At 40.0% G+C, this 20,455-nt stretch carries 25 protein-coding genes; 9 read left to right on the forward strand and 16 right to left on the reverse strand.

Translation table 11 applies throughout. The features are described 5' to 3' along the window. Positions 1-110 precede the first annotated feature (110 nt). Positions 111-1,025, forward strand: coding sequence for a tyrosine-type recombinase/integrase (locus tag V514_RS0109010; RefSeq protein WP_235073218.1), 915 nt, complete (start codon positions 111-113; stop codon positions 1,023-1,025). 46 nt (positions 1,026-1,071) lie between these two features. Here V514_RS0109010 and V514_RS0109015 read toward each other — a convergent pair whose 3' ends face one another. Further along, complete coding sequence (locus V514_RS0109015; RefSeq protein WP_029499629.1) at positions 1,072-1,440, reverse strand: OsmC family protein; 369 nt, start codon at positions 1,438-1,440, stop codon at positions 1,072-1,074. 130 nt (positions 1,441-1,570) lie between these two features. Between V514_RS0109015 and V514_RS0109020 the strand changes: the two genes are divergently transcribed. From V514_RS0109020 to V514_RS0109035, 4 genes are all read left to right on the forward strand, one after another. Beyond that, on the forward strand, positions 1,571-2,098 hold the full coding sequence (locus V514_RS0109020; protein WP_029499630.1) for an HdeD family acid-resistance protein: 528 nt from the start codon (positions 1,571-1,573) through the stop codon (positions 2,096-2,098). Between the two features lie 65 nt (positions 2,099-2,163). After that, positions 2,164-2,814, forward strand: a complete 651-nt coding sequence (locus V514_RS19705; RefSeq protein ID WP_029499631.1) for a VOC family protein — start codon at positions 2,164-2,166, stop codon at positions 2,812-2,814. A 226-nt stretch (positions 2,815-3,040) separates the two neighbouring features. Then, positions 3,041-4,081 (forward strand): Cj0069 family protein, encoded by a 1,041-nt coding sequence (locus tag V514_RS0109030; RefSeq protein WP_029499632.1) that lies wholly within the window; start codon positions 3,041-3,043, stop codon positions 4,079-4,081. A gap of 67 nt (positions 4,082-4,148) precedes the next feature. After that, positions 4,149-4,883: a hypothetical protein gene (locus V514_RS0109035; RefSeq protein ID WP_029499633.1), complete on the forward strand. Its 735-nt coding sequence runs from the start codon at positions 4,149-4,151 to the stop codon at positions 4,881-4,883. A gap of 125 nt (positions 4,884-5,008) precedes the next feature. Here V514_RS0109035 and V514_RS0109040 read toward each other — a convergent pair whose 3' ends face one another. Continuing rightward, a complete protein-coding gene (locus V514_RS0109040; protein ID WP_029499634.1) occupies positions 5,009-5,344 on the reverse strand; it encodes a TM2 domain-containing protein in 336 nt (111 codons plus the stop codon). Positions 5,345-5,623: 279 nt separating this feature from the next. On the opposite strand from V514_RS0109040, the gene V514_RS0109045 reads away from it, so the two are divergent. Beyond that, entirely contained in the window at positions 5,624-6,049 is a 426-nt protein-coding gene (locus V514_RS0109045; protein WP_029499635.1) for a response regulator, read from the forward strand. 64 nt (positions 6,050-6,113) lie between these two features. On the opposite strand, the gene V514_RS0109050 is transcribed toward V514_RS0109045, so the two are convergent. Then, complete coding sequence (locus tag V514_RS0109050) at positions 6,114-6,758, reverse strand: VC0807 family protein (protein WP_029499636.1); 645 nt, start codon at positions 6,756-6,758, stop codon at positions 6,114-6,116. A 173-nt stretch (positions 6,759-6,931) separates the two neighbouring features. Here V514_RS0109050 and V514_RS0109055 point away from each other — a divergent pair, with 173 nt between their 5' ends. Then, positions 6,932-7,333 carry a PaaI family thioesterase gene (locus V514_RS0109055; RefSeq protein ID WP_029499637.1) on the forward strand — a complete coding sequence of 134 codons (402 nt, stop codon included), beginning with the start codon at positions 6,932-6,934 and terminating at the stop codon, positions 7,331-7,333. 181 nt (positions 7,334-7,514) lie between these two features. On the opposite strand, the gene V514_RS0109060 is transcribed toward V514_RS0109055, so the two are convergent. The 4 genes from V514_RS0109060 to V514_RS0109075 form a co-directional block, all read right to left on the reverse strand. Next, positions 7,515-8,120 (reverse strand): endonuclease/exonuclease/phosphatase family protein, encoded by a 606-nt coding sequence (locus tag V514_RS0109060; protein ID WP_029499638.1) that lies wholly within the window; start codon positions 8,118-8,120, stop codon positions 7,515-7,517. Between the two features lie 142 nt (positions 8,121-8,262). After that, complete coding sequence (gene tnpB / locus V514_RS0109065; protein WP_029497740.1) at positions 8,263-9,405, reverse strand: IS200/IS605 family element RNA-guided endonuclease TnpB; 1,143 nt, start codon at positions 9,403-9,405, stop codon at positions 8,263-8,265. A 105-nt stretch (positions 9,406-9,510) separates the two neighbouring features. Further along, on the reverse strand, positions 9,511-10,161 hold the full coding sequence (locus V514_RS0109070; protein WP_029499639.1) for an FAD-binding oxidoreductase: 651 nt from the start codon (positions 10,159-10,161) through the stop codon (positions 9,511-9,513). Positions 10,162-10,253: 92 nt separating this feature from the next. After that, on the reverse strand, positions 10,254-11,093 hold the full coding sequence (locus V514_RS0109075; RefSeq protein WP_081715020.1) for a methyl-accepting chemotaxis protein: 840 nt from the start codon (positions 11,091-11,093) through the stop codon (positions 10,254-10,256). A 166-nt stretch (positions 11,094-11,259) separates the two neighbouring features. Between V514_RS0109075 and V514_RS0109080 the strand changes: the two genes are divergently transcribed. Beyond that, entirely contained in the window at positions 11,260-11,712 is a 453-nt protein-coding gene (locus V514_RS0109080) for a VanZ family protein (RefSeq protein WP_029499641.1), read from the forward strand. A gap of 136 nt (positions 11,713-11,848) precedes the next feature. Here the strand turns inward: V514_RS0109080 and V514_RS0109085 are convergent, their stop codons facing one another. The 8 genes from V514_RS0109085 to V514_RS0109120 form a co-directional block, all read right to left on the reverse strand. Then, a complete protein-coding gene (locus V514_RS0109085) occupies positions 11,849-12,481 on the reverse strand; it encodes a hypothetical protein (protein ID WP_029499642.1) in 633 nt (210 codons plus the stop codon). After that, positions 12,478-13,134 carry a hypothetical protein gene (locus V514_RS0109090; protein ID WP_029499643.1) on the reverse strand — a complete coding sequence of 219 codons (657 nt, stop codon included), beginning with the start codon at positions 13,132-13,134 and terminating at the stop codon, positions 12,478-12,480. Before V514_RS0109090 ends, V514_RS0109085 begins: the two co-directional genes overlap by 4 nt. Next, positions 13,124-13,801, reverse strand: coding sequence for a hypothetical protein (locus V514_RS0109095; protein ID WP_029499644.1), 678 nt, complete (start codon positions 13,799-13,801; stop codon positions 13,124-13,126). The genes V514_RS0109090 and V514_RS0109095 overlap by 11 nt, the downstream gene beginning before the upstream one ends. After that, a complete protein-coding gene (locus V514_RS0109100; protein ID WP_161630182.1) occupies positions 13,789-14,439 on the reverse strand; it encodes a hypothetical protein in 651 nt (216 codons plus the stop codon). The genes V514_RS0109095 and V514_RS0109100 overlap by 13 nt, the downstream gene beginning before the upstream one ends. Further along, complete coding sequence (locus V514_RS18955; RefSeq protein ID WP_029499646.1) at positions 14,432-15,298, reverse strand: ATP-binding cassette domain-containing protein; 867 nt, start codon at positions 15,296-15,298, stop codon at positions 14,432-14,434. Before V514_RS18955 ends, V514_RS0109100 begins: the two co-directional genes overlap by 8 nt. Beyond that, positions 15,295-15,672 (reverse strand): GntR family transcriptional regulator, encoded by a 378-nt coding sequence (locus tag V514_RS0109110; RefSeq protein WP_029499647.1) that lies wholly within the window; start codon positions 15,670-15,672, stop codon positions 15,295-15,297. The genes V514_RS18955 and V514_RS0109110 overlap by 4 nt, the downstream gene beginning before the upstream one ends. Before the next feature lie 134 nt (positions 15,673-15,806). Continuing rightward, a complete protein-coding gene (locus V514_RS0109115) occupies positions 15,807-17,429 on the reverse strand; it encodes a long-chain fatty acid--CoA ligase (protein ID WP_081715021.1) in 1,623 nt (540 codons plus the stop codon). Positions 17,430-17,449: 20 nt separating this feature from the next. Beyond that, the gene (locus V514_RS0109120; RefSeq protein WP_029499649.1) at positions 17,450-18,571 is read right to left on the reverse strand and encodes a thiolase family protein; all 1,122 of its coding nucleotides are present in this window, start codon (positions 18,569-18,571) and stop codon (positions 17,450-17,452) included. A 118-nt stretch (positions 18,572-18,689) separates the two neighbouring features. On the opposite strand from V514_RS0109120, the gene V514_RS0109125 reads away from it, so the two are divergent. Next, positions 18,690-19,454: an ABC transporter substrate-binding protein gene (locus V514_RS0109125; protein WP_029499650.1), complete on the forward strand. Its 765-nt coding sequence runs from the start codon at positions 18,690-18,692 to the stop codon at positions 19,452-19,454. A gap of 55 nt (positions 19,455-19,509) precedes the next feature. Here V514_RS0109125 and V514_RS0109130 read toward each other — a convergent pair whose 3' ends face one another. After that, positions 19,510-20,373 carry a carbohydrate kinase family protein gene (locus V514_RS0109130; RefSeq protein ID WP_029499651.1) on the reverse strand — a complete coding sequence of 288 codons (864 nt, stop codon included), beginning with the start codon at positions 20,371-20,373 and terminating at the stop codon, positions 19,510-19,512. Positions 20,374-20,455: the final 82 nt, after the last annotated feature.

Raw genomic sequence — 20,455 nt, forward strand, 5'->3', positions numbered from 1 at the left:
AATGCTGTTAAAGGCGTTAAATTTTATTTATTCAACCGACGGAATTCCTTATTGCTATGCGACTTCCACTATGAAATATGCTACAATTTACGAGATTAACGTACGAAAGGATGAGCAACGTGAGCGAACAAAAAATCGTCGGCATCGAAGAATTTGAAACTCGTCGTCGGCATGCACGACGCGACGCAGAGCGCACCGCCTTTGAAAGTCATATCCCTGATTCTTATAAGCATGACATTAAAAATTATCGCGCATATGTCGAACATACCCATCAAGCATTATCGCCAGCGAGCATGTACGATTATTTATATTATTCAATTACTGATGAAAAAGTGAAAAAAACAACGTTCGAAAAACGTTTAGCAGCCATCAAAAAACTATTGAAAGTAGATTATGGCTATACTTTTTTAAATGATGAAACGTATTTAAAAGAAACTGCATATTTACGAAACTTATTTAACGACGAACAATTTGCACGTCAAAAACAAATCAAAGGGAAAAAACCGGTAGATTCGATGCAACTAAAAGAAGCACTTTCGCTCCTTGATGTACGTGGGCGCGCTATTTGTCTCGTCAACCTAATTACAGGCAATCGTCCAAACGAGATGGTTGCCTTACAAATTCGGGATTTTGATTTAGCGAGTCATACGGTCGATGTCTATTTAAAAAAACAAAAGCTCTTTAAAACAAAACGTTTAACCGATGAAGTACTGCAAGCTGTGCGCTTATATATACAAGAATACGACTTAAAAAGCGATGATTATTTTGTTGGGCAAATGATTGCGAACCAATATGGCAAAAAATATCGTAGCAAGCACGTAACAGAGCGTAGTTATTTAAATGATTTAAATAAATGGACCGGCTTATCCGGCTACAACTTCCGAAAGACGCTTGTCACAGATATGCATGAAAAAGGAGCCGATCTCGCAACGATTGCCGAGCAAACAGGTCACCGTTCACTTGATACGATTTCAAAGCATTATTTATCCGTATCCGATAAAACGATTGATAAATTTTTACCTTAAAAAAAGGAGAAGTCGATTTATTGCGACTTCTCCTTTTTATGATATTTTATGCTTTTGTGAATGCCACCGTTGCCTCATTTTTCAGCGTATTTCCGATAATACAGCCGCGTTCAACTGTAATTAAGAATTTGTCTTCATCATATTCGGATGGGAATGATGGGTACGTTAGTTTTAAATCAAAATGTGTAAAACGTTTTACACCTGACTCTGATAACGTGCCTTCTACCTCTGCCGCTAAATCACTTTCATTGTAAGCAATGCCATCACGTTCTAATACTTCGCGCATTGTTTTTACGGCGCAAGATGCTAACGTAGCTTCCACTAAAATCTTAGGATCCGCTCCGGGAAGTTCATACGTTTTATCTCCTGAATTAATCGTTATAACATCGTTCACTTTTTGAATTTTTGTTACCAATTATATCGCCTCCTGTTATGAATCTTCCCTGCAAATTAAAAAATAAACGTTTAATTCTTGATGTTTTTTGTTAAATATAGTAAATTTTCAACATCAGATATGGTACGCTTGAACAAAGGAGTTGGATGCTATGAAAAAAGTGAGTCAATTTACACTCGTGCTAGCCGTTTTGAGTCTAGTACTAGCCCTATTTTTATTTATCAACCCCGTTGGCACGCTAAAAGTAATTGTCATTACGTGTGCAATTATTGCGCTCGTAAAAGGGTTATCAGACATCTGGATTTATTTCCGCGTTAAAAAGAAAACAGGTAACGGACCAACATTTCGTTTAATTACTGGCATTACCATTGCAGCACTCGGTTTATATTTATGTGTGTATCCAACAGGCGGCGTGACCGTTATTGGGATTATTTTTGCCATTTGGTTCTTAATTGAAGTATGTGGTAACTTAATTGAAATTCAAGCGATGCGCGCCAATAAATCATGGTATTGGGTAGCAATGATTTTCAATTTATTATGTTTAGTTGTTGCCTTATTGCTACTAGTTCGTCCGAGCTATGCGGCGATTAGCTTAACATTAATGCTCGCATTTTATTTCTTATTCCAAAGTATCGCGTTATTTGTCGGGTACTTCGGCTTAAAAAAATTATCACGTTAACGAATGAAGAACGAGGACATCCATCTATGTGGGCGTCCTCTTTTCATACAACTAGGAGGGGTTCGATGGAGATTCATGAAGTCATTTGTCAAATCGCCAATGTAGAAGAGACAGCTTCGTTTTACGGCGCGATGGGCTTTTCTGTTACACAGCAAGCAGCAAGCGCGACAGTGATCGTTGGTACGAGCAAACTCACATTTATCAAAGGAGCGGATTCTTACACCTATCACATGGCGTTTAATGTTCCACGTAATGCTTTTTATGATGCTAAAAAGTGGCTAGAGCAACATACGGAACTCGTTGTCGAAAATGGACAAGATGAAATTCATTTTGAAGCGATTGATGCACATTCTGTTTATTTTTACGACCCTGCTGGAAATATTATGGAATTGATTGCGCGGCGTAATGAAGTGTCTGATGCCGCATATGAAGTGTTTTCCGCTCAAACCATCTTAAATATCGGCGAAATCGGCTTTGTCATGCCGCATATTGAACAAGCACTTGCAGTCATGAATGCTTATGAAATACCGACTCGTCTAGGGTCCTTGCCTTCAACGACATCGATTACGTTTTTTGGTGCTGAAGCTTGTTATATTATTACCTCTCCTGCTGGGCGTAAATGGTTGTTTTCATCGCTTGTAGCCACACCTGCACCGATTACGATTCATACGTCTTATGGTACGATTAGCTATCCGACAAATGTTATTAAAAACTAGCGAGAAGCATTCCGTTAACTGCTATCTTGCGGGAAAAGTTCCAAATTCCAGAAAAATAATGTAGCCAGAGAAATCACCTTGTTACGTGATTTCTCTTTTTGCATTCATAGCTCTTTATATTCACAACTTTATTACTATTAATTTACAAAAAAACGAATGAATTTTACAAAAAAATCCTTTATATTAAAAATAGGAAATTTCAATACATTTAAAGGAGGCGTTACAAATGAGAGAAAAGGTCATTTTTTTCGAAGTACAAGGTGGTAGTGATAAGGGTGCAGATGGGTATCGACCGGATACATTGCCAATGGTAGAAGCATTAAAAATTCGTGGTTATGATGCGGAGGTAATTTTCTTTGATAGTGCGCGTAAAGAACAAATTTTTAATTATGTGAGCGAACATGCTCTAGCGTACGTATCGCGTATTAACCCAGGAAATTTAAAAGATGAAGCACTGTATTTTGATATGTTGCGTGAACTTTGCGCAACTGGTGTGATGGGAATGCCACATCCAGATGCGATGATCAAATACGGTGCGAAAGATGCGCTCGTACACTTAACAGACACACCATTCGTCGCGAATGACACGTATGCGTATTATACGATTGCACAATTTAAAGAGCAGTTCCCGCAGTCATTAGCAACCGGTGAGCGTGTATTAAAGCAAAATCGTGGTTCTACAGGTGAAGGTATTTGGCGCGTTGCCATTGAACAACCAACTACCACTACGCCGCTTCCACTTACGACACGCATTAAATGTACTGAAGCAAAAGACAATCATGTCGAATATTTTGATATTGGCGATTTCATGACATTTTGTGAGCAATACATCGTTGGCGACAACGGTATGCTTGTCGATATGCCCTTTTTATCACGTATCGCTGAAGGGGAAGTTCGTTTATTAATGCTTGGCGATCGCCCGATTAATGTCGTGCATAAAAAACCAGCAACTCATGCAGATGCCTTTAGCGCAACGCTATTCTCTGGTGCACACTATCGTTATGATTCACCCGATGATTGGCGTGATTTAATCGATACTTTCCTCGATGCACTGCCGGGGATTATGGCGCGTTTAGGCAATTACGATCTACCGCTCATTTGGACGGCCGACTTTATTTTAGATACCGATGACTTCGGTAATGATACTTATATGCTTGGGGAAATTAACTGTTCATGTGTTGGTTTTACATCTCAATTAGAGCTAGCGAGTGATGTTGCCGAAACTATTATTCATATGTTGACAAAAGATGTGGAGATTATTGCGTAACTTCTGCAAACACGTCCTTAACTTTCGACAAAATTGGTCGTTATAGTACTTAGAAGGACGTGAAATAATGAAACGACAACTCCATATTTTAACAGCACTCGCATTGGCAAGTTCTCTAACATTAGCGACGTTGCCAGCGGATGCCGCAAGCTATAAAACAAAAAATGGCAAACTCGTTCATACAAAAACGAGCAAAACGGTAAAAGGGTATGTCACTTACAACAAAAAGCTTTATAAAAATGGCAAGCTGTATAGCGGTATTCACAATGATAAACTTTATAAAAATGGCAAACTCGATACAAAAAATTATTATGTGACCGGCAATACATTGTATCGAAATGGCCGTGTTGTGTACTCTCTTGTGTTATACAAAGGTGTTTTGTATAACAGTTCGATGCGCGCAGTTGGCAAAATCATTTACAAAGATAAACTTTATGTAAACGGGAAAATTAAGGATGGCATCGTATTAGCACCAAACAAGCAATTATATGAAGATGGTGTATTAAAAAAAGGATTTGCGATTTATAAAAATCGACTGTATTTTGATGGGCTCCTTTATGGCGATACCGTTGTTTTTAATAGTCAACTGTTCATTGAAGGAGATTTAGCTGAAGATTATATCGTTTATGACGACAAATTATTTTTAGATGGTAAATTAGCTCCTGGTTATGTACTTTATAATCCAACGGGTGATCCAGAAAATTTCGAGGCTGAAACGCTATATTATAAAGGTTTTGTTGTCAAAGGTGAATTTATTTATGAAGGTATGACCTATATGGATGGCAAAATTGTATTGCCTTAAAAAAAGAGGCTTTGACAAAACATGTCCTGTTCCTTTTTTAGCGTTCGCCACAAAAAAACCGGAACCGCGCCACCGCGCGATTCCGGTTTTCCTTATGCTCATCTGATGTCCTAGCCTCTTGCTGTTTATTTGTGAATGCGGCGTTCCGCTTCTTCTTCGTAATATTCACGTTGTACAATATTTGCTTGTTCCACTAGTTTTGGCAAACGGAAAAGGTCCACAATCCACCAAATAATTGCAATAGCTAGTGCAACAAAACCGATATCGGTTAAAAAGGCAAATAGGAATGCTAATGTTAGCGTTAAAATAGCTAAGCCGCTTCCCATATGATTTAAATAAAATTTATGCACGCCAAAAAGACCGAAAATCCAACGTTTACGTGCTGTCTTTAAATTACGATAGCCGTCTTCTTTTAATTTCTCTTCAACGTATGCTGCACGTTTTTCTTCCACTGTGCTCATGTAAAACCCTCCTACTAACTTCGTTCATTTTATACTCTTTGTCTATTATAAAAGAAAAAAGCTTTAAGAATCGTTAAAAATAAAAGTTTCTTTTACATTTTTATGTACTAGACAAAAAAACATCGCGTGGAGCACATAAAATATCCATAATTTCGATATTTTATTTTTTTATAGACTGGCGAGTAACATTTTTTTGTTTTACAGTATTTTTTTGTTGCGTATTTTGTCGAATGATGTCATAATATGATTCGCGTGATTCATTTTAAGGAGGTCGATTTCATGCGAATTATTATTTTCGAGCAAGACTATAGCGATATTAATACGGTTCACAATTCAATCTACCAATTAGCAAAATTAAAAGAATATACAATTTATCAAGTTTTAACAACACGCAAACCACAATCGATCTTAAATTATTTAGATGCTTATCAAGCAGATAGTTTCTTTATTTCTATTCGACACGATCAACCAGAAACATTTGCGTTAGCGCGTCAAATTCGCAATCTTGATTATTCAGCGCAAATTGTCTTAATTACCGATAAACAAACGCCTGAAGTTCAAACATTAGCACAGCAACTTCATGTGACACAACTTATTGAAAAAAGAACAAAAGCAACGTTAGAACGTCATGTCGAAGAAACATTTAGCTTGCATTATCACCAATACCATAACGATTTTATGCTTCTTAAAAAATCGATTTCATAAATAATCAACTAGGTGCTTCGTTTCCTAGTTTTTTTAATGGCACAAAAAAAGACTAGGTTGTCCCCTAGCCTCCGAAAAATTTTTCGCGTTCTTCTTCAGTCATATGATTACCCGCTTCTTTCATAATGAGCATCACTAAAATAAACGTAATGACCATAAAGCCAATATTCATGCCTTGCTTCACTAAAATCCCTTTATCGTACGCATTCACACCATATTGTGTAATTAAATAGCCTTGGAACATCGCCGATAAAATTTCTTTTATGACAATTGCTAACGTAAATACGACGAACAATAATTTTACTTTCTTTGTATGGAAAATGGGTAGCATACGCACGCGACGTTCTGGATCAATCGCAAATAAATCAAGTGCCATATAAAGCATGAGTGGTTTTTTGATGACTACGGATACAAAATACACACCTGCGAGTACATATGTATAATATACATTATTCCATAATAAATTCATCGCTGACCCGGAAAATACGGTAATGAGCATCGTGATAATTAAATCGGTCAAAATAAATGTTCCGAAAACATTCAACTTCTTTTGTTTGTTGAACATATACAAACCATAAACAATGCCGATTCCTGCCGAAATGACCATTGCCATATAATCGGACAAGCCGATTTTATCGCGCATATGCCAAATCACTAATGGGATCGCTACATAAAACACTAAATCCCACAGTGTCGAGTTCTTTTTCATCTGTATATCGCCCTTCTATTCTATTTTAAGTAATATAATAGCATATCGAGAAAATCTCCGCTTGTTCTACATGAGTTTTACGCAAATTTATGCACTTTCTCGAAAACAATAGCATTTTCCTGTGAGTTTTATTATGCTCATAATAGTAATTATAAATAAAAGGGGTCTTATTTTTGACAACTCAGATGACTGTTCAACAAGCGTTTGAACATACAGAACTTTGGAATACCATTGGATTTGAATTTATTAAAGGTGAAAACGGTGAAGCTGAAATTGCACTCGATTTCCGCCCTGATTTAACAAATATTGCCGGTACATTACACGGTGGCATGATGATGACGATGCTGGATAATACAATGGGCATTGCTGCCTATACACTCGGCTTTGATGTCGTCATGACGATTCAAATGGAAACGCGCTTTATTCGTCCTGTACAAGAAGGGCGCTTACGTGCAACGGCGACGACAATTGACCGTACGCGTACAACCGCGATTTTAGAAGGTCGTATTTACAACGCGAATAACGATTTAATTGCCTTATGTACCTCTACATTTAAAGGTGTTAATCCAAAATAGCAAAAAGAAGCTGGGACAAAAGGGTTTCAGCCAATGAAAAAAGCGAACTAGTATGATGAAACTTCACTCCAAAGATTCAGCATCATTCGCTTTTTGTCGTTATTTATAGTGTAATTGTTAGAAAATTCTTCGTTTTTTAGAAACCCTATTTTTGTTCTGTCCTAGCGCCTTTTTTACTTGCTTATTTCAATTTCACTTGTGTCACTAATGGATCATGATCAGATGCGCGACCTGCTTGTTCTGTAAAGTCTGCATTGACATGAACAATATCAATTTTTGCGCCATTTTTTAAGTTATCTGATACAAAAATATGATCGAGCACTTGTGAGTTTCCTTGGTAAACATACGTATAACGCTCATTTTTTGGCACTTTATGAATTAAATTGGTCATCCCTGCTCTTTCAAACATTTGTAGCGGTTCGCTAAATTGGAAATCATTATAATCGCCGACTGAAATGATGTTTGCTTGTGGATTTTTTGCTAATACATCGCCAACGAAGTTACTTACAACTTCAGCAATTTGTTGGCGTTGGACTTCACTTGCTAACTTGACAGGCTGTACTTGACCGAATAGTGGGGTATCGCCACCTTTTGAATTCCAATGATTCACAATAACAATTAACGCTTTTCCATCGACTGTAAACTCAGCAGCTAATGGCTTGCGGCTATCGTTAAACGCTTCATTCATTGGGTCGATGCGGCCAGGGTTTACCGTCAAGCCGGTTTTTTTATCATAGCCAACCGCTGTTGTCGCATCTCCAGCTAGAGCGCCCTTTTTTAACGACACGCGCTCCGGATTGTTTGAACTACCCCCACTTAGCCGTTCTTCGAACGTGCTTGAAGTGGGCGATTCCTACGAACAGTGCTTGCTTGTTTCTATTTACTCGAAACAGCGGCTTCACTTTTTTAGTAGGCTATCCCCGTAGTTCCTACGGTTGTTGCTTTAAAAGTCTTAACCCTTCGATTAAGATATTCTTACTTGCATTAATATCTCGGTCTAGTGTCGTACCACAAGATGAACAAGTCCATACACGAATATCTAATGGTTTCTTGCCATCTCGATGACTGCAAGTATGACAAATTTGGCTCGATGGATAGAATCTGTCGATTTCGACAATTTTTCTATCGAGCCATTTCGCCTTATATTTTAGCTTGGTCACAAATTCAGACCATGACACATCCGCTATCGCTTTTGCCAACTTATGATTTTTCATCATACCTTTGGTATTTAAGTCCTCTAAGCAAATGACGTCATATTGACGAATCAATTCCGTTGATAGCTTGTTTAAAAAATCTTCACGTTGAAAAGCAACACGCTCACGCAAACAAGCTACTTTACGACGTTGTTTTTGATAGTTCATACATTCACGCAAGTCACGACATTCTTTTTTCGCTTGTTCGTAGCGACGTGATAACTTGCGCTGCTCACGTTTTAACTTCTGTTCCATTTTGGCTGTAAAGCGTTGGTTATCCACTTTACGTCCATCGGACAGAACCGCAAAATCGGTGATACCTAAATCAATTCCTACAGTTTCATTTGTTTTAGGCAATGGCTTAAAGTCTGGTACTTCACATAGGACAGACACGTAAAACTTACCACTCGCATTATATTTGATTGTCGCCTTTAAAATACGCCCTTCAATTTCACGCGATTTTACAAACTTTACAAGTCCTAATTTTGGTAGCTTCATTTGATTACCGACAATCGCAATATTGTTATTCGTATTCTTCGTTGTATAACTTTGAACTGGATTCTTTTTACTTTTGAAGCGTGGATATTTATTTTGCTTTTTAAAAAAACGTTTAAAAGCGTCTATTAAATTTTCATAAGAGGCTTGTAATGCCACACTATCTACGTTGCGTAGCCATGCCGTTTCATCTTGTTTTTTCAGCTTTGTGAGCATTTTGGACATAATGGAACGATTCAACCCTTTTCCTTCTTCTTCATAAGAAGTATTCCACAACTCAAGAAAATGGTTATAGACAAAACGACAATGCCCATGTGTTTGATGTATGAACGCTTGCTGGTTTTTATTTGGGTAGATACGGAATTTATACGCTTTATGTGGCATGACAGACGCCTCCTTTTTTCGAATAGTATAACGGGAACAGATGTTCTTTTCAACAAATTAGCACTGGCAGAATAATTGGGTTCGCATTCATCCCCTCCCTACTCACTACGTTCCTTGAGGGAGGGGTATTCTGCGAAAAAATGATAAACCATAGCCTCCTAAAATATACTGCAGGCGTTCATCATCTTGACCTCGTTTTAACGTCTCAAACTCGCCCTGTGCATTCACGATTGTCAGCTCACGCACAGTACTTGCCATCGAACCGTAGCGAATATCTCGGCCATGTGCATTGACACTGAGTGAACCACCTATCGTAAAAATCGATTGCGATTGTGTCACACGTAGCGCCAAGCCTTTTTTCGCTAGCGCCTCTTGCACATCCATCCAACTAGCGCCCGCTTCGACCTTCACTGTTTTTTGCTGTTCATCCACCGATAGTACACGATTAAAAGCGCGCATATCAATGACGATGCCATCTTTATAATACGTATGGCCACCTTGTGAATGTTGAAGCCCTGCGATGCTAATGGTACGCTTCGTTTTTTGCGCCTCTTTCACGATAGCTACAAGCTCCTCACGCTTTTTCACTTCATTAATTTGAGCGATTTTTTCTGGCATTAGCCCAGTATAATCGGTTGTCATGGCAGATTGTGATAAACCATATGTTCTTTTTTCGATTGGAATTTGCCACCACACAATACCCGTCATGACGCCGACAAGTCCTACTAAAAGACCTGTCTTTGTAGCACGTTTCATGGAATCACCTCTTCTCTATCATAACAAAAAAAGGATTTTAACGTAAAAAAGGTACGCCTCGTGTAAGAGCCGTACCTTTTTTACATTTCACGTTATATTTTTTTCGCTAATGTATTTACTTCTTCCGACACATTCGTCAAGCGTTCTAATGAATCAGTGATGCCTGAAATTGCAAGCCCTTGTTGCGTTGAAATTTCTACTGTATCTTTTAATGTGTTTGAAATACTAATGACTTGTTGTCGTAAGTTTTCCATGACATCATTAATTTCCGTAACAGATTCCGCTGATTGATTCGCTAGCTTAGTAATTTCACTTGCCACAACCGCAAAACCTTTTCCTGCTTCACCTGAACGTGCGGCTTCAATGCCGGCATTTAATCCTAAAATACGTGTGCTTTTCGCAACATTATTAATCATTTGAAGCATTTTTTTCGTATTTTCAGTATATTCTAACATTTCTTTTTGCGCTCGTTCAAGCCCTGTCATATGCTGTTCAAACTCCGTCGCAGAAGCTTGCATTTCTTCTGCTGCTGCCGCAATGCTCGTTGTTGAATTAACGACCGCATCGGCTGCTTCACTTAGCTTCACTTGTACTTCGATTGGTTTAGAAACACTTAAGCTACCGATTACTTGATTACGCTCATCAAAAATCGGTATCCCGATAAAACGAAAAGCCTGACCGTATTTTTCTACAGGCACGTCAAATATGATTTTTTTACGGTTGCGTAAAATATCATGTACAATATCGCCAGACTTTAATTGACGGTGGCTATTAAATCGTACTTTGTCATTATCAAAATGACTGCCATTATGTTCCCAAATCATATGCGTTAAATCCGTTAATGCAAAAAAAGAACCTTCATCAAATAAATCAACAATTAACGGCAACGACCTTTCTAATTCTTCTAAACGATTCACTACTATTGTCTCCATTATTCCCCATCTCCGTTCTTTATATAGTTATATTTTATCATTTATTCCATTTGTTTTGTAGGTTATTTTTCCTTCATTCTAGTTCTTCATCATTTCTACTTAATTCCTTAAGAATTTCTTCATTTTTTTTTGCTACTATTTAAAAATAGAGAAATGAGGGACGAAAATGTATCGATTTTTTTATTATGCGATTCTAATTTGCTACGGTGGTTTACTACTCGAAACGGTCTTGTTATCGCGCGATAGCTATCGTAATCTGAACCTAATTCCATTTGATATGATTCAAGCACAAGGTTTTGGTGATATGAATGTTTGGGGCAATGTGCTCATGTTCATTCCACTAGGCATGTATATGATGATCCATAGTAAACACGGCGCTATTTTAAAGATTATGCTCTGTAGTTTGGTTATTGAAGTGACACAATACATTTTTGCGCGCGGTGCAACAGACATTGATGATTTCATCTTAAATACACTTGGCGGCATCATTGGCATTACGATTGCATGGTTGCTTAGTAAATGCTTCCGCGATGTACAAAAGGCTGTGGCGATGTTGTCGATGATTATCGGTTTACCGGTTATTGCGCTTGCTGTGTTATTAGTTGTTTATAATCGCTAATGGAGGCTTTGACAAAACATTTCATGTTCCTTTTTTAGCGTTCGCAACAAAAAACCGGAACCGCGCCACAGCGCGATTCCGGTTTTTTTTATGCTCATCTAAGATGGTGTTTTTACGCTTATGTCCCAGCCTCTTGTTATCTTTTTTTCATATGAAGTTTTGTTGGTACTTCTAACACGACATATATTCGAGACGCGTAAGACGTTTGTGCAACTATTAGCCGCTGCTCGTTAATAAAATTTAGGCGATCCGTTAACATCTTCACTTGCCCATGTTTTTCAAATAAAATATCTAAAAAATTATCGTCTATTTCTATGACAGACTCTGGCATAATTTTTGACATATCCGCTTGCATAGTCGCAATATTGGCATAATAAATTTTACCACGCACGGTGTTTTTCAGTGAAGGAACATGCTTAATTTGATAATGAACATCTGGATTGCTATACAAAATAAATGGCTGTGTTACATCAACCGGTTGCTCCCATGCTTTATTTGCCGGTGTCGTTATACGCTGCTCCTCAAATTGCTGTGCTAACGTTTCATTTTCTCGTTGTAATTTTTGATAGTGTTCTGCAGATATTTTAGGAAGCGCTGGTTCAGCTAATGACACGATGACAGCAACAAGGACCAGGACGGCGACATAACCAGATGCAAGCCATTTAATGGAACCCGTCCAGCGAATTTTAACGAGCAATTGTCTAAATAAGCGTGCACAGAGCACAACAATAACAAAAAACAAAAGTCCACTCAACGCTGCTACTATCATTTCATCGAACCCCCTTTAAAACGCCATTGCAAAAAGCCAAATTCAATCACGAGCAGCATGCTACAAAAACAGAGCCACTGCCACGCTGTAAATAATTGCTGCATGACATTCACATAAATGATGGCACATAAACCGATGACGACAACATACATTATGAGCCAAGACCGTTGTTTATACGCTAAAAATAATTGAATCGTGTACGACAACATACTTGCAGTTAAAAACATCATAAAGCAAATCACGACATTTTTATAAAACATAGTTGATGTTAAAAGCGTCGTATCATAAAATGTCGCATAGTCGTGACGCGTTACTGCATACGTTAAATAAGGTACAAGCAAGGCGGTCACACTCCCATAGAGCGATAGCACCATAAGCATGACACTATCGACGCGCCATTTTGTCGATACCGGTAAACGAAAAACGTCGACGCGCTCTAATTTTGCTAAATGGATGGCGCCAAAACTAAGCGTTACTAGCGTTACCATTATGGTTGCAACGCCATTATAAATGCTGTAGCTCACATACTCACGAAACACTGACTGCACCGAGACAAAACCGAAAAATAATTGCACAATCATTATCATTACAAACAAACCACGTATTTTTTCGGTCGTTTGCTGCCACTGGATACGATAATAATTAGTGGCCATCTAGCATCCCTCCTTCAAGAAGTTGTTGATCAATCCGCTTATCGTAACGGTCAAGTACGCGCGTATGCATCGGTACGCGTAAATAGGCAATGTACGGATTGTTGCGGTTGTCATCTTTATAGGTACTTCCCCAAGATACTGGAAATAATGTGACACCGTATCCTTTCATATAAAGTGGTTGTTGATTTATATTCACAGCTAACGTATCTTTTTTAAATGTCATAGAAGGCGTTGGGTAAAGCACACTGACATCTATATTTTCTACTAAAAATGGGCGCTTATACATAGTCACTTCAATTTCATGTTGTAAATCGGTTGTTTCTTCTACAATAAAAAGAACCTGATGTTGTTCACGTTTATCATTCATATAAAATATATCCTCTTTATAAGGAAGTCTTTTACTGAAAATAAGCTCTTCCTCATAAGGTATGCGGTTTCCTGTACTTAAATCTTCAAAAAACTGCTGTTGTGCTTTCTTATAGCTCTCTTGCTCCGCTGTCGTATAGGATATCGGGCTATTTTGCATTAAAGCCTTATAAATAAAAGGACTTACTAATAATACGCAGCCATATAATGCCACCACTATCCATACAAAACGTTGCATCATACGCCATTTAAAGATGACAAATAATAACATAAATAAACTGACAAAAATTAAGAATGACATCCAGACACCTCCTGACGCATCATCCACATCAGCGTAATAACCACAATAATAACTGCAACAACTGTGCCACTATAAAGGATGCTGTCAAAAAACAGTAAACTAATGATTGCTACAGCTACTAGCATGCCACTAACTAGTAACGCGGCGCGCCGACATATAGCATATAAAAATCCAAGCATACTGGAAATCATAAGCCAACAAAATAGTATAATAACGTGACTCCAGAAAGACTCTGGTGCGCGTAAAATTGCGGGTTGCGGCCATATCATAAGAAGGTAAATCCAAATGACATATTGAGTTAACCCAATAGCAAGCGTTAGTAATGCACTATAAAGTAACACCACGATGATATTCCCTCGTCGTTTCACTATCTCAGGGAATTGAAATGGCTGAAAATTTTGTTTTTTCAATGTATAACCAAGCACTATTGCACTCAAACACCCCATAAGAATCATCGGAAATTGATTATAATATGTGGCAGAAAAATGAAATTCCGGAAACCCATGCCCCATATTTTCAAGTGTCCAAGGCACTAAAGCGAGCGCAAACAACTGCGCAAACACTGTAAACAGCACAATAGGACGATTGTTTTGCCACGTCCACTTTATAAATAAACAGGTTAATTGCTTTCTACTCATCGTTTGAAAAGACATCGTCAATCGTTCCCTTCTTTTCTGCCGTCTGATATAAATAAAGCTCTTTGGCACTAATCGCCTGCTGTGTAAAGGATGCTGTGACACTGCTTGGCACTACAACGCGGTCGGTGCCAAATGGTGAGCGTTCAATGATGAGTGCATCCGGATAAGCGGCAAGCATTTTCGATAAATCACCTTCCCATATAACGTGTGACGCCGCAAAATCATCAATATTTTTATGTACGATGACTTGCCGATCATGTAAAATAACAATCTCTTCAAGTAAGTGTTCGAGTTCATCGAGTAAATGGCTCGCTATTATCATCAGGCGTGGATGCGCTAAATAATCTTTTAAAATAACGCGGTACATTTCACTGCGTAACCCTTCATCAATGCCATTTATCGGCTCATCTAGTAGCGTCACAGCCGCGCGTGTTGATAGCGCAAATATAGTCGCAAACATAGACTTCATCCCTGTTGATAACTGTTGAAACGTTTGATGCATTGGCAATTCAAAGTAAGCCAGCAATTTATCGCTGAGCGTACAATCCCAGTTCATATAAAACTGCGCGCCCATTTGACAAATTTCTCGTAGTGATAAATGCGTAGGAAACGTCATATTCGGATGAATATATACCGTATTCACCGCGACATATAACTGATCAAATGCGGGCCGCTCTAATACGGTGACGCGTCCTGTTGTTGGTAGTTCTAACCCTGCAATTAGTGACATCAACGTCGATTTCCCGGCCCCATTACGTCCTACTAAGCCAACTAACTTTGGCTCATCAATATGTAAATTAAGTTCTTGCAAAACAACTTTTCTGCCGATTTTTTTCGATACGTGCTCACAGTGAATCATTCGTTACCGCCTTTCCGAAACGCCTGCTCAATTAATTGCAGTAGCTGCTTCTTTGAAATATTTAAGCGCCGTGCCTCTTCTACAAGCGCTGTGACTTGTTCGTTAATGCCATGCTGCAAGCGCTCTTCCATTAAGCGCTCACGTGCCCCTTCCATTACAAACATCCCTAAACCCCGTTTCTTATACAGCAATTCTTTTTCAAGTAATATCGTTAACCCTTTACCAGCAGTCGCCGGATTGACATTAAACTTTTCTGCTAGCTGATATTGTGAAAATATTTTCCCATGTGCTTCAATACGCTGTTCAATAATTTCAATTTCGAGCCATTGCGCAATCTGCACGTAAATCGGTAGTTGCCCATCTTGTAGCTGCATAGCGCCCTCTCCTTCAAAAACTAAGTGCATTAGTGTTGTAATGTACTATATATCATTTTTTGGAATTTGGCAATAACAAGAAAAAATGAAACAAAAAAAGAGACATTACGCCAATGCGTCATGCCTCTTGTTCGCTATTTCGGTAATTGATAATTTTTTAAATCTTCGCGTAATTGTTGCTTTAAAAATTTACCGACTGATGTTTTTGGAATTTCTTCTAAAAAGACGATATCATCTGGAATCCACAGCTTCGCAAAATCTTTCCGTAAATGCTCAAGTAGCTCCTCTTTTGTAACATCTTCTTTAAATTGTTCTTTCATGACGACACAAGCAACCGGCCGTTCGAGCCATTTTGGATGCGGTACGGCAATAACTGCCGCTTCGGCCACCTTGTCATACGACATTAACGCATTTTCAAGCTCAATTGATGAAATCCATTCCCCGCCCGATTTAATTAAATCTTTCGTGCGGTCTGTAATACGAATATTGCCATCACGCGTATACACCGCAATATCGCCCGTATAGAGCCAGCCATCTTTAAATGCTTCATCTGTGCGCTCATCGCGATAATATTCAGCGGCAATCCACGGACCTTTCACAATCAATTCGCCCATCGTCGCATCATCCCACGGCACATCGCCTTGTTCATTAACAATACGCGCCTCGACAAGTGGTACGGTGAGCCCCTGTGTCGTGCGAATGTCCATACGCTCGTCATCATCATATTGCTCGGTTTGCGTCGTATAAACCGATAGACTGACAAGCGGTGACGTTTCGGTCATGCCATAGCCTGTATAAAACGAGATGCCCATCTCTTCAAATGCTTTTGCCATACTAATGGGCGATGCCGAACCACCACTTACAATTAAACGCAAGCTCGATAAATCACGCGGCTTTTTTTGTTGGGCTTGTAAAAATCCAAGCCAAATCGTCGGGACACCTGCTGAAATCGTAACGCCATATTGCTCGCATAAATCAAGCAATAGCTCCGGCGTAAATAATGGCCCTGGTAACACTTGTGTCGCGCCTAAATTCACACAGACAAATGGCATGCCCCATGCATTGACATGAAACATCGGCACAATTGGGAGCATAATATCTCGCTCACTCAGCGCGACGCTATCTTTAAACATCATCGCAAAACTGTGCAGCACGATACTGCGATGCGTATACATAACTCCTTTTGGCATGCCGGTTGTCGCCGACGTATAGCACATACCAGCTGGCGTATTTTCATCAAAATCATCCGCAAACGTATGCGCCGGGTCACCGGATGCGACAAGTTCCTCATACGAGTACACATTTGGTAGCGTGGTCGCCGAAACATCCACGTCATCACCACAAACAATAAACGTTTTAACGGTTTTTAATTGTGGTGCAACTGCTTCAATAAGCTTTAATAGCGTGTGATCGACAAGTAACATATCATCTTCGGCATGATTGATAACATACACAATATGCTCTGGTGACAAACGAATATTGACCGTATGCAAAATCGCTTCACTACAAGGTATGGCAAAATACATTTCTAAATGGCGATGATCATTCCAGCAAAACGTTGCTACTTTTGTGCCTCGCGTCATGCCTAGCTTTGTAAGTGCAGAAGCTAGTCGACGCGTACGCTCCGCATATTGCTTGTACGTAAATTCTTGTACTACGTCCGCCCCTGTTCTGGAATAAATCTTTTTATGTCCAAAATACCGTTCTGCCCGCTTAAAAAAACCCGTCAACAATAAAGGTGTATCCATCATATGCATCGCGCTCGCTCCTTCGTCGTTTACATTTTTTCTAAAATCGTCGCATTGGCCATCCCCATACCTTCACAAATCGCAATTAACCCGTAGCGTAAATCGTCTCGTTGCATACGGTGGAGCATCGTCGTCACAAGTTTTGTACCTGTCGCACCAAGTGGATGACCGAGCGCAATCGCGCCGCCATCTGGATTTACTTTTGACATATCGACGCCGAGCTCATTCGCCCATACGAGCGGTACCGGTGCAAATGCTTCATTGACCTCAAATGTGTCGATATCATCAATCGTTAAATTTGCACGCTGTAATACGCGTTTTGTCGCTTCAATTGGTCCGGTTAACATCAATGTCGGGTCCGAGCCAACAACGGTACGCGCAACGATTTTTGCGAGTGGCTTTAATCCAAGCTGTTGCGCTTTTTCAAGCGACATCACAACAACTGCCGATGCCCCGTCACTCATTTGTGAAGCATTGCCTGCTGTAATCACACCTTGCTCATCAAAAACCGTCTTTAAAGCTGCCAATGATTCCGGCGTCGTAGCAGCACGTGGCCCTTCATCGCGCTTCATCGTACCAATCGGCGTAATTTCATCATCAAAATGGCCGGCATGAATCGCCGCTAGTGCACGCTCATGACTCAGCGCCGCAAAGTCATTCACATCGTCTGCTGTTAGTGCCCATTGTTTAGCGATACGCTCTGCCGATAATCCTTGATGAATAATGTCATAATTCTCCTGCAAACGGTCGCCTTGTTGAGCGCCGTCATTGTGAATAAACATCGGTACACGCGTCATACTTTCAACACCACCAGCAATCACCGTATCCATGTCCCCCGCTAGAATTGCTTGCGCCGCAAAATTCATCGCCTGTAAGCTTGAGCCACATTGGCGGTCAATCGTAACACCTGGCACTTCAATTGGAAAGCCCGCCATTAGCGTCGCTGTACGGGCAATATTCATCGATTGTTCTTGCGATTGTGTCACGCAGCCAATAATGACATCGTCAACATCGGCCTTGTCAATCCCTGCACGCTCGACAACACTTTGCAATACGTCTGCTAATAAATTGTCTGGGCGCACATCGGCAAGTGCTCCTTTTCGACGTCCAACAGCTGTTCTCGTTGCTGCAACAATTACTGCTTCATTCATTTAAAATCCCCCTTAAATTAGCATATTTCGTCTTTTTATATGTATTATTTTACATGATAGAGAGTTTTTTCACAATTTTCTAATAAATATCTTATAATAGAAAGTGAGGTGAAGAATATTGGCAACGATTCAAGATCATTTAGGACGCAACGTCTTGTTACATCCTGGTCCACAGCGTATTATTTCGCTCTGCCCAGCGATTACGGAAACATTGCTCGAACTGAAAGCTGACGCCGTCGTTGGCCGCACGAAGTATTGTATTTTCCCTGAAGCGTGTGTCGCATCGATTCCGACAGTCGGCGGTACGAAAACCATTGATGAAGCGGCAATTGCAGCGCTCAAGCCAACGCTTATTATCGTTGAGAAAGAAGAAAATACAAAAGAGATTGTTGAAACACTTGAACAACATTATGCGGTTTTTGTGTGTGAAGTTGAAAATGTCGCCGACGCGTACCGGCTGATTGACACGCTTGGTACATTGGCACATGTCGAACAAGCCGCGCAAACGCTCATTTCAGACATTCGCCAAGCATTTTCTGCATTGCCGACGTTCAGTGGCAACGCTGCCTATATGATGTGGCGCAAGCCTTATATGGCGGTCGGAAAAACGACGTACATTACGAGCTTATTAGAAACGCTCGGTTTTACGAATCCAATGACCTCACTAGAAGGGCGCTACCCAGCGGTGACAATTGACGACTTGCGGCGCGCACAGCTAGACTATGTGCTGTTGTCCTCTGAGCCATTTCCGTTTGCTGAAAAGCATCGCGCAGAATTTGAACCGTATTTACCGCATACAAAACTTGTTTTCGTAGACGGTGAAATGTTTTGGTACGGTGCAAGAATGCTCAAAGCAGCGCATTATTTTAAACAATTTTTATAATAAAAAGGCAATGCCCATAACGAGCATTGCCTTTTTACATTATCAAATTATACAATTATAGTTCATGAGCCATTGGTAACCCTGTCATGGCCCCCTTGCGCGCTACAGCCATCGCACCTGCTTTATTCGCCCGCTCAAAAATTACTTGCAGTGGGCGCTGCTCTACAAAACCTTGTAGCATTGCCGCAACAAATGCATCGCCTGCTCCTGTCGTATCAACAACGGCTGCTTTTACGCCCGGCACATGCAATGTCTGCTCGTTCGTTTGCACCGTACAGCCTTGCGCCCCTTGTGTAATCACGAGCATATCGCACAACGGCAGTTCTCCTAAAAAGGCTTGTTCTTCTTCAGAAATTTTCACAATATCCGCATAATACCATATTTCCACAATGACGCGGCGTGCGGTAGCGGCATCCGGCCATAAATTGAGTCGTAAATTCGGATCGTATGAAATCAATGCACCTTGCGCCTTCGCTTGCTTAATTGCTGCAATCGTCGCTTGCTTTGTTGACTCTTCGATGCAAGAAAGGGAGCCATAATGGAAAATGGCGACATCGTTAAAATGCACTTCGGCAGTAGCGACATCCGCGGCTGTCATAAGTTGGTCGGCACTTGGCTCGACGATAAAATCAAACGAACGCTCGCCTTGTTCAAGTGTCACAAACGCCATTCCTGTGTGCGCGTCACTTGTCGTGAGCATCAATGTAGTATCTACCCCATATGCCTTGCACGTTTCGATTAAAAAGCGCCCATTGGCATCATCGCCAACTTTTGTCATGAACGTAACAGCGCCACCTAACTTTGCAATACCTACGGCGACGTTTGCCGGCGCACCACCTGGACACTTTTCATACACTAAATTCGTATCATCTAGCGGTAACATGTCGATTAACGCTTCACCAAAAGTTAAAATTTTCATCTATTTACCACCCTATGTTATCGTACGCTACGCTTTTTTGCGTGTAAATGAATACTTGTCAGAATTGTTCCTTCGCTTATAA

Source organism: Kurthia huakuii LAM0618, assembly GCF_000505545.1.
GTDB lineage: Bacteria > Bacillota > Bacilli > Bacillales_A > Planococcaceae > Kurthia > Kurthia huakuii.

What these genes read in the sequence shown, in the direction of transcription:
- V514_RS0109030 (WP_029499632.1), top strand. Translation starts at nt 3,041, where the DNA reads ATGAGAGAAAAGGTCATTTTTTTCGAAGTACAAGGTGGTAGTGATAAG.
- tnpB (WP_029497740.1), bottom strand. Translation starts at nt 9,405, where the DNA reads ATGCCACATAAAGCGTATAAATTCCGTATCTACCCAAATAAAAACCAG.
- V514_RS0109075 (WP_081715020.1), bottom strand. Translation starts at nt 11,093, where the DNA reads ATGGAGACAATAGTAGTGAATCGTTTAGAAGAATTAGAAAGGTCGTTG.
- V514_RS0109035 (WP_029499633.1), top strand. Translation starts at nt 4,149, where the DNA reads ATGAAACGACAACTCCATATTTTAACAGCACTCGCATTGGCAAGTTCT.
- V514_RS0109115 (WP_081715021.1), bottom strand. Translation starts at nt 17,429, where the DNA reads ATGCATATGATGGATACACCTTTATTGTTGACGGGTTTTTTTAAGCGG.
- V514_RS19705 (WP_029499631.1), top strand. Translation starts at nt 2,164, where the DNA reads ATGGAGATTCATGAAGTCATTTGTCAAATCGCCAATGTAGAAGAGACA.
- V514_RS0109020 (WP_029499630.1), top strand. Translation starts at nt 1,571, where the DNA reads ATGAAAAAAGTGAGTCAATTTACACTCGTGCTAGCCGTTTTGAGTCTA.
- V514_RS0109045 (WP_029499635.1), top strand. Translation starts at nt 5,624, where the DNA reads ATGCGAATTATTATTTTCGAGCAAGACTATAGCGATATTAATACGGTT.
- V514_RS0109130 (WP_029499651.1), bottom strand. Translation starts at nt 20,373, where the DNA reads ATGAAAATTTTAACTTTTGGTGAAGCGTTAATCGACATGTTACCGCTA.
- V514_RS0109070 (WP_029499639.1), bottom strand. Translation starts at nt 10,161, where the DNA reads ATGAAACGTGCTACAAAGACAGGTCTTTTAGTAGGACTTGTCGGCGTC.
- V514_RS0109080 (WP_029499641.1), top strand. Translation starts at nt 11,260, where the DNA reads ATGTATCGATTTTTTTATTATGCGATTCTAATTTGCTACGGTGGTTTA.
- V514_RS0109120 (WP_029499649.1), bottom strand. Translation starts at nt 18,571, where the DNA reads ATGAATGAAGCAGTAATTGTTGCAGCAACGAGAACAGCTGTTGGACGT.
- V514_RS0109095 (WP_029499644.1), bottom strand. Translation starts at nt 13,801, where the DNA reads ATGTCATTCTTAATTTTTGTCAGTTTATTTATGTTATTATTTGTCATC.
- V514_RS0109100 (WP_161630182.1), bottom strand. Translation starts at nt 14,439, where the DNA reads ATGAGTAGAAAGCAATTAACCTGTTTATTTATAAAGTGGACGTGGCAA.
- V514_RS0109050 (WP_029499636.1), bottom strand. Translation starts at nt 6,758, where the DNA reads ATGAAAAAGAACTCGACACTGTGGGATTTAGTGTTTTATGTAGCGATC.
- V514_RS0109040 (WP_029499634.1), bottom strand. Translation starts at nt 5,344, where the DNA reads ATGAGCACAGTGGAAGAAAAACGTGCAGCATACGTTGAAGAGAAATTA.
- V514_RS0109085 (WP_029499642.1), bottom strand. Translation starts at nt 12,481, where the DNA reads ATGATAGTAGCAGCGTTGAGTGGACTTTTGTTTTTTGTTATTGTTGTG.
- V514_RS0109090 (WP_029499643.1), bottom strand. Translation starts at nt 13,134, where the DNA reads ATGGCCACTAATTATTATCGTATCCAGTGGCAGCAAACGACCGAAAAA.
- V514_RS0109110 (WP_029499647.1), bottom strand. Translation starts at nt 15,672, where the DNA reads ATGCAGCTACAAGATGGGCAACTACCGATTTACGTGCAGATTGCGCAA.
- V514_RS18955 (WP_029499646.1), bottom strand. Translation starts at nt 15,298, where the DNA reads ATGATTCACTGTGAGCACGTATCGAAAAAAATCGGCAGAAAAGTTGTT.
- V514_RS0109010 (WP_235073218.1), top strand. Translation starts at nt 111, where the DNA reads ATGAGCAACGTGAGCGAACAAAAAATCGTCGGCATCGAAGAATTTGAA.